Annotated in this window: 10 protein-coding genes; 2 read left to right on the forward strand and 8 right to left on the reverse strand. The window is 71.3% G+C overall.

The features are described from left to right. Positions 1-6 precede the first annotated feature (6 nt). Positions 7-804, forward strand: a complete 798-nt coding sequence (locus tag VG899_13000) for a TIGR03084 family metal-binding protein (GenBank protein HWA67271.1) — start codon at positions 7-9, stop codon at positions 802-804. Between the two features lie 12 nt (positions 805-816). Here VG899_13000 and VG899_13005 read toward each other — a convergent pair whose 3' ends face one another. From VG899_13005 to VG899_13035, 7 genes are all read right to left on the reverse strand, one after another. Then, entirely contained in the window at positions 817-2,283 is a 1,467-nt protein-coding gene (locus VG899_13005; GenBank protein HWA67272.1) for an MDR family MFS transporter, read from the reverse strand. Between the two features lie 41 nt (positions 2,284-2,324). Next, positions 2,325-3,203, reverse strand: coding sequence for an NAD(+) diphosphatase (gene nudC, locus VG899_13010; protein HWA67273.1), 879 nt, complete (start codon positions 3,201-3,203; stop codon positions 2,325-2,327). Between the two features lie 15 nt (positions 3,204-3,218). Continuing rightward, positions 3,219-3,890, reverse strand: coding sequence for a hypothetical protein (locus tag VG899_13015; protein ID HWA67274.1), 672 nt, complete (start codon positions 3,888-3,890; stop codon positions 3,219-3,221). Between the two features lie 94 nt (positions 3,891-3,984). After that, entirely contained in the window at positions 3,985-4,494 is a 510-nt protein-coding gene (locus VG899_13020) for a SigE family RNA polymerase sigma factor (protein HWA67275.1), read from the reverse strand. Between the two features lie 69 nt (positions 4,495-4,563). Next, positions 4,564-7,821: an ATP-dependent DNA helicase gene (locus VG899_13025; GenBank protein HWA67276.1), complete on the reverse strand. Its 3,258-nt coding sequence runs from the start codon at positions 7,819-7,821 to the stop codon at positions 4,564-4,566. Beyond that, positions 7,818-11,003: an ATP-dependent DNA helicase gene (locus tag VG899_13030; GenBank protein HWA67277.1), complete on the reverse strand. Its 3,186-nt coding sequence runs from the start codon at positions 11,001-11,003 to the stop codon at positions 7,818-7,820. Before VG899_13030 ends, VG899_13025 begins: the two co-directional genes overlap by 4 nt. After that, positions 11,000-11,317: an MGMT family protein gene (locus VG899_13035; protein ID HWA67278.1), complete on the reverse strand. Its 318-nt coding sequence runs from the start codon at positions 11,315-11,317 to the stop codon at positions 11,000-11,002. The genes VG899_13030 and VG899_13035 overlap by 4 nt, the downstream gene beginning before the upstream one ends. A 35-nt stretch (positions 11,318-11,352) precedes the next feature. On the opposite strand from VG899_13035, the gene VG899_13040 reads away from it, so the two are divergent. Next, positions 11,353-12,237 (forward strand): NAD-dependent epimerase/dehydratase family protein, encoded by an 885-nt coding sequence (locus VG899_13040; GenBank protein ID HWA67279.1) that lies wholly within the window; start codon positions 11,353-11,355, stop codon positions 12,235-12,237. Here VG899_13040 and moeZ read toward each other — a convergent pair. Continuing rightward, a complete protein-coding gene (moeZ, locus tag VG899_13045; protein HWA67280.1) occupies positions 12,234-13,406 on the reverse strand; it encodes an adenylyltransferase/sulfurtransferase MoeZ in 1,173 nt (390 codons plus the stop codon). The genes VG899_13040 and moeZ overlap by 4 nt on opposite strands. Positions 13,407-13,444: the final 38 nt, after the last annotated feature.

A 13,444-nucleotide genomic window follows, 5' to 3' on the forward strand; every position in this document is an offset into this window, starting at 1 on the left:
CCGACCGTGGCCGACATCGCCGGGATGCTCGCGGATCTGCGAGCCGAGTCCGACGACCTCGACGCGGTGATCAGCAGCGCCGACCCGTCGGCGCTATCGCGGCCCACGCCTGCAGAGGGCTGGTCGGCAGCGGACAGCCTCGGCCATCTCTGGTTCTTCGACCGGGAGGGCAGGCGAGCCCTCGAGTCGCCTGCCGAGTTCGGCGCTAAGCTCGACGCGCTGTTCGCCGATCCAGACGGGTTCATCGCGGCTCATCTGGCGTCGATCCGTTCCCTCGGCGACGCCCTCGTACCGTCCTGGCAGGACGAGCGCCGCAAGATCATCGACGCTCTCGCAGCCATCGACCCCGCCAGCCGGGTGCCGTGGTACGGACCGTCGATGTCGCCGATGTCGTTCGGTACGGCGCGGCTGATGGAGACCTGGGCACACGGTCAAGACATCGCCGATGCGCTCGGCGTGACCCGTACGCCGACCGACCGGCTGCGCCACATCGCGCATCTGGGAGTCAGCACCCGCGCCTTCTCCTATGCCGTTCGCGGCCAGCAGGCGCCCGACGTCCCGGTGTTCGTCTGCCTGACCGCGCCCAGCGGCGCCGAATGGACCTGGGGCGACCCGGACGCGCCCGACTCGGTGCGCGGGCCCGCGTTGGACTTCTGCCTGCGGGTCACCCAGCGGCGGCTGGTCGACGACCTCGGCCTCGAGGTGACCGGCGCTGCGGCACGGGAGTGGATGACGATCGCCCAGGCGTTCGCCGGCGGTCCGACCCTCACCGACGCGAGCCGGCGCGGCCTCACCGCCCGCTAGCCGGTGTTGTGGTCAGCCGGTGGCGGCGGCGAGCTCGGCGTCAGCCTGGCGCTGCTGCGCCCGCTTGCTCGGCCGCTTCACCATCGTCGGAGCCGCGTCTTCGTCGCTGACCGTGAAGAACGCGAACACCGCGGCGCACAGCGCCAACGCCGCTGACACGACGAAGGCCGCGTGGAAGGCGCGCAGGTTGGCGTGCGGATGCCCGTGGACGAGGCGCGTGACGCCGACTGCGGAGATCACGGTGGTGAGGATGGCAACGCCGAGAGCGCTTCCGACCTGTCGCGCCGTGTTGAACAGCGTCGACCCGCGGCCGGTCGAGGCCTGGCTGATCGTCGCGAACGCTGCCGCCTGCACCGGGGTGAAGACATGCGCGATGGACAGCCCGAGCAGGAACATCAGGCCGCGCACCAGCCACAGACTCGTCCCGAACCCGATGAAGGTCATGCACAGCGCCAGTACGGCGACACCGGTCAGCCCGGCGGCGATCAGCCGGCGCGGGCCGACCTCGGGGTAGAGGCGGGTCGAGATCTGCGCGCCGATCATCACACCGATGGCCTCGGGGAAGGTGCTCAACCCGGCGTTCAGCGCGGACAGGCCGAGGCCGACCTGGAAGAACAACGCCACGACGTACAGCGTGCCGAGAAACGCAGCCATGCCGATGAACAGCACGATCGTCGAGGACCGGAACAGTCGGTTGCCGATCAGGTGCAGGTCGATCATCGGGTGCGCGTGAGCGAGCTCGTAGCGCACCAGCAACGCGAGCAGTACGACGCCCGCGACGGCCAGGCCGAGGATCGTCGGCGAGCCCCAGCCGCGTGAGGGCCCTTCCGACAGCGCGTACATCAGCGCGGGCAGGCCCGTGCCGGCCAGCAGGAAGCCACCGATGTCGAACCGGCCGGCGTCGGGCTGGCGGTGCTCGTGGAGGAACAGGATGCCGAACACCAGCGCAGCGATGCCGATGGGCAGGTTGACGAAGAACACCCACCGCCACGACACATCGGTGACCAGCAAGCCGCCCAGGACCGGGCCGATGGCCGGCGCGAACGCCGTCGGGACGATCAGGATCCGCGAAGCACGCACCCGCTCGGCGGGCGGGAACGTCCGGTACAGCAGCGCCATCCCGGTCGGGGTGAGCATCCCTCCACCGACGCCCTGGAGGATCCGGAACACCACGAGCTGGGTGAGGTTCTGCGACAACCCGCACAGCGCAGACGCGCCGGTGAAGATGACGATGGCGGTCAGCAGCATCCGCTTCATGCCGAAGCGGTCGCCCAGCCATCCCGAGGCGGGGATGAAGACGGCGAGGCTGACCAGGAAGCCGACGACGACGCTGTCGATGTGAGCCGGGCTGACGTCGAAGTCGTGGGCGAGCTGCGGCAACGCGACGTTGACGATGGTGATGTCCATGATCGCCATGAACATCGCTGACACGAAGACCACGCTGACCGCGATCTTGGGATTGATGCGGTCTGCAAGCACGTCCTAAGCAAACACCGCCGAGGCAACGGAGATTCCCGCGGCTATGCGCATGTGCCATCCGCTCGTTCGAGCCAGCCGGTGATCAGCCAGTGGGCGATCGATGACGCCGGCGGCAGCGTGTCGACCTCGCGCTGCAACGCGGCCCGGTCGAACCACCGCACGTCCTCGAGCTCGTGGTCGCGATCCGCGACGTCGCCGCCGACGACCCGCGCCTCGTACCCCAACATCAACGACTGCGGGAACGGCCAGGGCTGGCTGGCGCGATAGACGACCCGGTCGATGAGCACCCCGGTTTCCTCGCGGACCTCGCGGTGCACCGCCTGCTCGGCCGACTCCCCCGACTCGACGAAACCGGCGATCGTCGAGTACCGACCTGCGGGCCAGGACGGCTGACGGCCCAGCAGCACCCGGTCGGCGCCGTCGTGCAGCAGCACGATCACCGCCGGGTCGGTTCGCGGGAAGTGCTGGGAGCCGTCCGCGACGCAGCGGCGCGACCACCCGGCCTGGATCACCTCGGTCGGCTCGCCGCAGCGAGGGCAACGCGGATGTGTCGCGTGCCAGTTGCCGAGCGCGATGAGCGTGACGAGCAGCCCGGCGTCGAGGTCGCTGAGCGCCGCGCCCATCATTCGCAGGTCGAGCAGCCGGCCACCGAGCACCCGCGGCGGATCACCGATCGTGCCCCAGTAGGCGACGCCGTCCTCGCCGACGCCGAGCAGCAGCCGCTCACCGTCACCCTGCCAGCCGGCGGCGTCGACGAAGTGCAAGGCCGGCGGGCCGTCCTCGAGGGCGGTGGCGCGTCCGGCCTCGTCGACCACCAGCAGCTTTCCGCTCTCCCACGCCGACGCGAGCCACGCTGCGTCTTCGCGATGCAGCGCGGCTCGATCGACGGCGGTGCGTGACAACGACGGGATGGTCTCCACCCCGCCAACCTAGAGCTAGTGCGAGGCGCGAGTTGGCCGGTCCTTCGTCACGCCGGCGACCACGAACTGGTGGCGAGCCGAGGTCCAGCGCCAGGTGATGACGTAGTTCGTGCCGGCCGCGCAGTTCGGTGTGCAGTTGTTGGACACCGAGATGAACCGACCGGCGGCGACGTGTCCGTACGGCTGCGAGGTGCCCGGATAGGCGCAGCTGAGTGCCTTGTGGTTGGGGCACTTCGCGAAATGCGCGGGCAGCCAGGTGCCGTTGGCGTCGTACATCACGCCGCCGAAGTAGCTCACGTCGCCGCCGATCGTGCGCACTGCGACCGACGCGTGGCCGGGGATCACCTCACCGCCGTCCGAGAGCCGGGTGACGAACCGACCGGGGCCGTACTTCGTGACCGGCGCACCGTCGGGATGCCAGGCGCCGCCGGCGTAGCGGACGACGACGATGGCCTGCTTGGTGGCGTAGGCCCCGACGTAGGCCGAGCGGTCCGCGATCGGACCGGCGACATGCTTGCCGTCGTGGGCGGCGGCGTAGCGGGTCAGCGACGCCGCGGACGGCGCGGCCGCGGTGTGGACGCTCTGCGACCCGTTGGCGGGGACGACGACCACGGCAACCGTGACCGCGGCCGCCGCGACGGCGACCAGTCCGCCGCCGACGGAGATTCGAAACCTACGAAGCTTCACTGCGCGCTCCCGGAGTACGTCGAGGGGTGGGCCAACAGGGTCGAGAGGCGCGACAGCGCGCTCCAGTCGTTCACGAATCTCCTTCTCGGTCATCTCATTCATCGGTGGTCACCTTCAACTCAGCAGCGAGCCGCTCGAGGGCCCGGGAGGTGTAGGACTTCACCGCACCGACGCTCACTCCCATGAGGTCGGCGGTCTGCGCCTCGGTGAGATCCGCGTAGTAGCGAAGCGCCACGGCCTCCCGCATCCGGCGGGGCAGAGTGCGCAGCGCGACGACGACGTCCGTTCGGTCGACCGCGGCGGTCGCCGCGTCGTCGACGCGCTCACTGCGATGGACCAGCGGCGCGTACTTCGTGGCGACGAGCCGGCGTCGCATGGCCGACCGGGCGAGGTTCATCACCGTCGTACGCAGGTAGGCCAGCGACGCCTCGGGGTCGCGCAGGCGAGTCAGCCGGCCGTTCGCCGCCAGTCGGACGTAGGCCTCCTGGACGACGTCCTCGCACGCCGCGGTCTCGTCGAGCAGCAGGGCGGCCAACCGCACGAGCCCGCGATAGTGCACGACGTAGAGCGCGGCCAGCGGGTCGCCCCCCGCCGCGTCGCTCACCGCTCCATCGTGCCGCTGTCGCGGCAGCAGCTGCGTCATTCCTGCCTCACGCGGGTCCAGACGCCTGCCTCACCCGGAAGGTTGCACGCCCTCCTGGCCGATCAGCGCGGCGAGCTCGGCACGGCTGAGCAGGCGCTGCGGGCGTACGACGGACATGTCCCGCACGTACAAGAAGCCCGCGGTCACGACGTCCGGGTCGACGCCGGCGAGATCCGCCCACGCCAGCCGGTAGATCGACAGCTGCAGCGCGGCCGCGTCGAACTCCGTCCCGGTCGGTTTGGCTCCCGTCTTGTAGTCGATGACGTCGTATCCGCCGTCGTCGCTGCGGTAGACCGCGTCGATCCGGCCGCGCAACAGCCGGCCGCCGACCACCATCTCGAAGGGCGCTTCGACCTTCGCCGGGATCCGTTGCGCCCAGCCGCCGACAAGGAACTTCTCCTGCAGCTCGGCGAGATCGGCGTCGGACAGGTCGGCATCCTCGGCGCCTGGGAGGTCGTCGGGCTCGAGTAGCGCCGCGGCACCGTAGAGCTGCTCGACCCACTGGTGGAAACGCGACCCGCGCCGCGCCTGTGCCACCGGTCGAGCCGGCAGCGGGCGCGCCAACGCCGCAGCGAAGGCGTCCTCGTCGCGGGCGAGCGCCACCACCTGGCTCGTGGTGAGCCTCGCCGGCACTGGGACCTCGACGATCCGGTTGCGCCGGCGACGCGCCTCGTCGAGCAGCAGCGCGGTGTCGCGCCGCCACTCCTCGCCGATGCCGGCGGAGTCCGCCGCGAGCATCGGCAGCTGCTGCGCGCCCGTGCGTGCCGCGACCACGAGGTCTGCGGCGGCCCGGCGGCGGGCCGCCTCGTCAGGTTCGGTAAGGACCGGCCACGCGACGTCAGCCACTCCGGCGTCGAGGATCGGGTTCCCGGCGCCATCCTCCGGGTCGTCGCACCAGCCGTCGATGACGACCTTCGGTTCGCCGAGCGCCACCACTTCCTTCAGGAACGGCGAGAGCGGACAGGCCTCCTTGCGGGTGCCGCTCCAGCAGTAGGCCGACAACCAGAGCTCTCGGCGGGCACGGGTGAAGGCGACGTAGGCGAGCCGCCGTTCCTCGTCGGTGGCGTCCGAGCGCCACTCGGCCTTGAACGCCTCGAAGTCGCTCTTCTCGTAGCCGCCGAGCTCCGGCAGGTCCTCGCGATCGCCGCGGCAGGCGAACGGCAGCACCGCCGCGCCGGTCACCCAGCTCGACCTCGACCGCGACGTCGGGAACACGCCCTCGACCAGCCCGGGGACGGCGACGATGTCCCACTCCAAGCCCTTGGCGGCATGGATCGTCATCAGCTTGACGGTGTCGGTGTCCGACACCGCGCCGAGGTCCAGACCGCGCTCGTTGTCGGCGGCGGCGCGCAGGTAGGCGACGAACGCGGCGAGGTCGGCCTCGCCGTCGATCCCGTTGAACTGCGCCGCGACGTCGAGGAACGCGTGGATGTTCGCGCTGCGGGCCGCCGCCAGGGCGGCGTCGGCGGCTTCGATCTCCACGTCGAGTCCGGTCGTCGCGATGATCTCGGTGACCAGGTCGACCAGCGGCTGACCGACGAGACGGCGCAGCCGACGGATCTCCGCCGCGAACCGCCCGAGCCGCTCGACCGCCTCGGCGGACAGGCCGGGGTGCTTGCCCGGCGACTCGATCGCTTCGAGCAAGGAGGGCGCCTCGACCGGATCCGCCGTCGTCGTCGCCTGGGCGAGCACGGTGTCGACGCCCGCTGCGACCGACGGCTCGTCGGCAACCGCACGGGAGTCCGCCCCAGCGGCAACGTCCGCGTCCTCCACCTCCCCGGACAACCGCAACCGCGCGAGGTGGCCGGCGCGGCGCCCGATCGCGGCGAGGTCGCGTACCCCGATTCGCCAGCGCGGGCCGGTCAGCAGCCGGACCGCCGCGGCGTTCGACGTCGCGTCGGCCAGCAGGGTGAGCATGGCGACGATGTCGCTGACCTCCGGCATCGCCAGCAGACCGCCGAGCCCGACGACCTCGACCGGGATGTCACGCGCGGCGAGCGCCTGGTGCAGCCGCGGGAAGTCGGTACGCCGGCGGCCGAGGACGGCGATCTGTCCCGGCGCCGTGCCGTCAACGATCGCCCCGGCCACCCGATCGGCCAGCCAGCTCGCCTCGTCGTTGGCGGTGGGCAGCCGCGACACCCGGACCATCCCGCTGTCGGTGAGATCCGGCTTGGCGCGCAGCCACGGCAGGTCGAGCCAGGACCGCCGCTTGGTGAGCAGCGACGTCTGCAACGGTTCGGCGACGGCGTTCGCGACGTCGAGAATCCGCTCGTGGCAGCGAAAGCTCATCATCAACGGCATCGCAGCCGTCGAAGCCGGGTCGGGCGCGAAGTGCTCGGCGAAGCGCGACAGGTTCGACGACGCCGCGCCACGCCAGCCGTAGATCGCCTGGTTCGGGTCTCCGACCGCGGTCACCGCGTGGCCACCGCCGAACAACGTCGCGAACAGCACGCGTTGCGAGACACCGGTGTCCTGATACTCGTCGAGCACGACCAGTCGGTATCGGTCGCGTTCGATCGCCGCGACCTCGGGCGCGCGCTCGGCGATTCGGCAAGCGAGCGCGATCTGGTCGCCGAAGTCGATCAGATCCAGCCGCGCCTTCTCCTCCTGGTAAGCCGTGACGAGGGCCAGGAGCTCGTCGCGGGACAGCGTGCGCTCGGCCATCTCGCGGACCCACGCCAACGTCTTGGGCAGGCTTGCGACCGCCTCTCGCACCGCCGCGTCATGGCGACGGACGTCCTCCGGGGTGCACAGGTGGTCCGACAGTTCGCCGGCCAGCGCAACGATCAGCTCTGCGACGTACGACGTGCTCCAGTCCAGGTGCGGGAACGGGCCGGGCGCCCGGCTCGCGACGCGCATCGCGAGCTGCCACTGCACCGCCTCGGTCAGCAGCGTCGCGCCGGGCTCGCGGCCGATTCGCAGCGCGTGGTCGCGCACGATCTGCGCGGCGTAGGAGTTGTACGTCGCAACCGTCGGCAGCTCTTCGGTGTCATCCGCGGACGGTTCGCGCGCGGGCAGTCGGGCGACGCTGTGGCGGACCCGCTCGGCGAGCTCGCCGGCCGCCTTGTTCGTGAACGTGACGCCGAGGATGCGGTCGGCCGGGACGCCGAACCAGGCGATCGCGTGCACGATCCGCGCCGCCATCACGGTGGTCTTGCCCGACCCGGCGCCGGCGACGACGAGCTGCGGGACGAGATCGGCAGTGATCACCGCGAGCTGTTCGTCGGTGAAATCCTTGCCGAGCAGCTCGGCGAGGTAGCTGCCATCGGCGGTCGGGACAGTGGTCACGACATCACCTGTGCGCCGTCTTCCCGCGACGGACACGACGTTCGGAACCGGCAGTAGCCGCAGCCGTCGTTGGGCCGGGCCGGGAACGTCTCGTTGCGGATCCCGCTCGCGATACCCCCGACCAGCTCGTCCACCCAGTCCTCGTCCGGACCCAGCGCGTCCTGACGCTGCACCTTCACCTTGTCGCGCGCACTCTTGCGCAGCTGGACGAGCTCGGCGCCGCCCGGGGTCGTCGACCACTGGGCGAACGCGCCTTGCCGCGTCACGAGCTGGTAGACCCCGAGCTGGGCGTCGGTCTTCACCCGCTCGTCGGTGGGCGGGTTGCGGCTGGTCTTCAAGTCGACGACGACGAGCTTGCCCGCACTGTCGAGCTCGATGCGGTCGGCCCGGCCCCGCACCACGACGTCGTCACTGACCGCGATCTCGAAGGCGACTTCTGCGCTGGCGCACTCACGGTCGTTCGCGGCGTGCCAGGCAAGGAAGCGTTGCAGGGCGTCGCGCGCCTCTTTGTGGTCTCGCACGGCCTGCCACTTCGCGTCGTACGGCAGCAGATGCCACACCGAGTCGAGCCGCTCGACCAGCACGTCGATGTCGGCGTCGAGCTCGCCGACCACGACCGCCTCGGCAAGGGCGTGCACGATCGACCCGAACCCCTGGGCCGTGGAGGTGCTCTCGCTGGCGTGCGCCTCGCGGTCCAGGAACCAGGCGCGCGGACAGCGGTCGAAGGCCGCGACCGCCGACGCCGACAGCGCCACCGGCTGGTCCGGGTCGCGGACCGCGGCGGCACCGGGGGTCCAGTCCGCCAGCCCCCACCATCGGTCCGGCGACGCGGCGGCGACGAGCGGCTCCCCGTCGTCGTCGGCGGCATCGGCGAGGTCGGCAAGACACGCCGCGGCGACCGCCTGCAGCTCGGGTTCGATCGCGTCGTCACGCAACGCACGTCGCAGCCGGCCGACCAGGGATGCCGTCGACAGCACGCCCGTGCTCGACGTGATCGACTCGGGCAGCTCCAGGCCGGTCTCGGTGAGCAACCGCGACGGCCGCTCCGCGAGGTCGTCGGTGCCAGAGGTCGCGGTGAGCACCAGCCGCTGACGAGCGCGGGTGACCGCGACGTAGAACAGCCGCCGCTCGTCGGTGAGCAACGCCGCCGTCGTCGGGCCGCCGCCGGGCACCCCCGCGGCTAGCCCATCGGCGTCGAGCAGAGTGCCGCGACGGCGTACGTCGGGCCAGACGCCCTCCTGCACGCCGGCAACGACGACGAGGTCCCACTCCAGGCCCTTCGAGCGATGGGCGGTCAGCAACCGCACGGACCCGAGTGCGCCGGCCTTCTCCTCGAACGGCGCGGCGGGGATCTCCTGCGAGGAGACTTCGTCGAGCAGGCCGTCGACCGTCGCCCGCGGCTGGCTGTCCTCGAGCCGGTTGGCGAGGTCGAACAGCGAGAGCACCGCGTCGAGGTCGCGGTCCGCCGCTCGGCCTTCCGCGTCCGGCGAAACCGCTGCGTTGGCGAGCCGATGCGCCCAGTCGGACCCGTCCCACAGCGCCCACAGCACTTCTGCGGGGGTGCCGCCGCCGGCCGCGACCTCCTCAGCAGCACGCAGGATTCGGTTCAGCCGCAGGGCGGGGGCGGCGATCCAGTCCTCCACCGTCGCGAGCACCCCCGGGTCAGCCACCGCCTCGGCGACGAGCAGGGCGGAGGGCCGTGCCAGGCCACCTGCCGCCTCGCGGTCGATCTCGCGTAGCCGCCGTCCCAGCGCGCGCAGCTGCGACGGAGACGCCCCCGCCAGCGGTGAGGTGAGCAGCAGTCGCGCGATCTCGGGAGAGATCGACGCGGGCTCGCGGCCGAGCCGCTTCGCCCGCAGCCGCTCCGCGACCACCTCCAACGCGCGCAGCAGCGGTGCGACCGCCGGGTCACGGGACAGCGGCAGCTCGTCGGCGGCGACCGACACCGGCACCCCGGCCGCGACGAGCGCGCGGCGTACCGTCGGGATGCTGCGTACGCCGGAGCGGACGAGCACCGCCATCCGCGACCAGGCGATCCCGTCGAGCAGGTGGCTGCGACGCAGCAAGTCCGCGATGCCCGCGACCTCCGCCGCCACCGAGGAGAACAGCCGAATCTGCGGCGGCGGACCGGGCGGACCGGCAGGCTCGAGCCCGCGATGCTCCTCCCGGCGGGGGGTCAGCTCGCCGAGCGGGAGGCGCGCGGCCGCGGCGCGCGAGAGCGCAACCAGATCCGGGCCCGATCGCCGGCACACCCGCAGGGCGGTGACCGGGGCGGGCGCCCCCGCCGCAGTACGAAAGCGGTCGGGGAACTCGATGATCCCGCGTACGTCGGCACCCCGGAAGCCGTAGATCGACTGGTCCGGGTCGCCGACCGCGACGAGCAGCCGACCACGACCGGCGAGCAACCGGAGCAGCTCCTCCTGCGACGGGTCGGTGTCCTGATACTCGTCGACGTATACCGCGCGGTAGCGGGTGCAGACCTCCGCAGCCGGCCCGCGCAGCAGCCTGACGGCTCGGTCGACCAGGCCCGCGTAGTCGACCTCGTTGCGCAGCGAGAGCACCTCGAGGTACTCGGCCATGAAGTCGCTGGCGGCGATCCACGACGCCTGGCCGTGCCGCTCGCCGAGGGCGCGAAGGGCAGACGGGTCGAGACCGCGCTCGCCGGCGCGGTCGAGCAGGTCGCAGACCTCGCGGGCGAACCCGCGCAACGTGAGCGCCGGCCGAAGCTCGTCGGGCCAGCGGGTACGTCCCTGGCCGGCGGCGTTGCCCGCGAGCAGCTCCCGCACCCGCAGCTCTCGCTCCGCGCCCGACAGCAGCCGCGGCAGGACGTCACCGGGCGCGACGCCGTAGCCGCGCAGGATCTGCAGGCAGAAGCTGTGGAACGTCGACGCGGACGGCTCGACGACGGTGCGGCCGAGCCGTGCGGCGATCCGGCTGCGCAGCTCCTCTGCGGCCTTGCGGCTGAAGGTGAGCACGAGCACCTCGTCGGGCGCGGCGCCCTGGCGCACCCGCTCCACGACCGCCTCGACGAGGGTGGTCGTCTTCCCGGTTCCCGGACCGGCCAACACCAGCAACGGACCGTCGCTGTGGTCGACGACGGTCTGCTGGGAGGGGTCGAGCTCGGGCGCCGCGACCGGTTCGACCGGTGCGCGCACCAGCCGGTAGGTCGGGCTCGCGTTCACTCCGTAGATCTCAGCACCCGGCTACGACGTACCCCGTCCCAGCGGGCGCGGCGCAGGTCGACCCGTTCGCCGTCCATCGGTACGCCGTCGGCACGCAGCAGCGGAACCTGGCGATCTCTGACCTCGGGCGCACACGACCCGTCGCTGCGCACGACGCGATGCCACGGCACCTCTGCGCCGTAGTGGCGCATCACGACCGCGACGGTCCGGCCGGTGCCCTGCCCGACGTACTCCGCGACATCGCTGTAGGCCATCACGTGGCCGACCGGGATCGCGTCGACCGCGTCGAGCACCGCGCGCGCGTAAGGCGTCACGCACCGGACCCTAGTGACCACTAGCGTCAGGGCCCATGCGCATTCTCGTGATCGGCGGTACCCGGTTCGTCGGGCGCCACATCGCCCAGACCGCACTCGATCGCGGCCACGACGTCACGCTGTTCAACCGCGGGCGCAGCGACCCGCAGGCGCTGCCGGCTGCGACCCACCTCGCCGGTGATCGCAACAGCGACCTGTCCGCGCTCGCGGATGGCGAGTGGGACGCGACGATCGACGTGAGCGCTTATGTGGCGCGTCAGGTCCGCAGCCTGCTCGATGCGCTCGGCGGGCGGGCCGGACACACCACCTTCATCTCGACGATCAGCGTCTTCGACGTCGGACGGCTGCCGCGGCGCGGCTTCACCGAAGAGGCACCCCTGCTCGAACCGTCCTGGGCGCAGGACTACGACGCTGCGAAGTACGGCGAGCTCAAGGTGGCCTGCGAGCTCGCGGTGGCGGAGGCCGCGACGACGCCGTTGATCATCCGGCCCGGCTTCGTCATCGGACCCGGCGACAACACCGAACGCTTCACCCACTGGGTGCGCGAGGTCGCGGCGGGGAAGGCGTTCGACGCCCCAGACCCGGACCAGCCGCTGCAGGGAATCGACGCCCGCGACCTCGCGGCCTTCACCGTGGCGGCCGTCGAGCACGCTACGACGGGGACCTTCGACCTGACCGCGCCGGCTCAGCCGCCGACGTTCTCCCAGGTGTTCGACACCATCGCGGCGGCACTGGACGTCGGACTTCCCGAGATCACGTGGAGCAAGGCCTCGGCCGCGCTACCGCTCAGCCTGCCGCGAGAAGCCTGGCCGATGATGCACGCCGACGTCTCGAAGGCGGTCGACGCGGGCCTGACGTGGCGCCCCCTGGCCCAGACGGTTCGCGACCTCGCCGACCACATCGGCCTGCGTACGGCCTAGTAGAGCGGTTCGTCTCCCAGCACCTGGGTCTGCCAGGCGGTCACCCCGCCCTGCACATGCTTGGCGTCGGAGAAGCCCGCGTCCTTGAGCAGCGCCAGAGCCTCGGCCGAGCGCACCCCCGACTTGCAGTACAGAACGACCGGCTTGTTCTGCGGCAAATCGGCCAGCTTCGAGGGCAGCTCACCCTTCGGGATCAGCGTCGCGTCGGGGATGCGCACGATCTCCCACTCCGCAGGCTCCCGCACGTCGACGAGATAGATGTCGTCCCCGCGCTGCTTCATGGCGTTGAGCTCGCCCGCGGTGATCGTCGACCCGGCCGCAGCTTCGACGGCCTCGTCCGACACGACGCCGCAGAACGCCTCGTAGTCGATGAGCTCGGTGATCGTCGGGTTCTTGCCGCACAGGGGGCACTCCGGGTCCTTGCGGACCTTCACCGACCGGTAGGTCATCTCGAGCGCGTCGTAGATCATCAACCGGCCGACGATCGGTTCGCCGATCCCGGTGATGACCTTGATCGCCTCGTTGACCTGGATCGAACCGATCGATGCGCAGAGCACGCCGAGCACGCCACCCTCGGCGCACGACGGGACCATGCCGGGCGGCGGCGGCTCCGGGTACAGGCAGCGGTAGCACGGGCCGTGCTCGGACCAGAACACCGACGCCTGGCCGTCGAAGCGGTAGATCGAACCCCAGACGTAGGGCTTGTTGAGCAGCACACAGGCGTCGTTGACGAGGTAGCGGGTCGCGAAGTTGTCGGTCCCGTCGACGATCAGGTCGTACTCCGCGAAGATCCCCATCACGTTGGAGGAGTCCAGCCGCTCCTCGTGCAGGTTGACCTGCACCAGCGGGTTGATCTCGGCGACCGACGCCTTCGCGCTCTGCGCCTTCGACCGCCCGACGTCGCTCTGGCCGTGGATCACCTGACGCTGCAGGTTCGACTCGTCGACGACGTCGAAATCGATGATGCCGAGCGTCCCGACGCCGGCGGCAGCCAGGTACATCAGAGCGGGCGAACCGAGTCCTCCGGCGCCGACACAGAGCACCTTCGCGTTCTTGAGCCGCTTCTGACCGTCCATGGCGACGTCCGGGATGATCAGATGCCGCGAATACCGACGTACCTCTTGCGGCGTCAGCTCCGCGGCGGGCGCTACGAGCGGGGGAAGCGGCACAACGTCACCTCTGGTCGAGAGCTGTCAGGCGCAGGCGC

The sequence above is a fragment of the Mycobacteriales bacterium genome (genome assembly GCA_035550055.1).
In the GTDB taxonomy this organism is placed as follows: domain Bacteria; phylum Actinomycetota; class Actinomycetes; order JAFAQI01; family JAFAQI01; genus DASZTV01.

Coding starts and splice junctions, on each gene's coding strand:
- VG899_13040 (HWA67279.1), top strand. CDS start 11,353: ATGCGCATTCTCGTGATCGGCGGTACCCGGTTCGTCGGGCGCCACATC.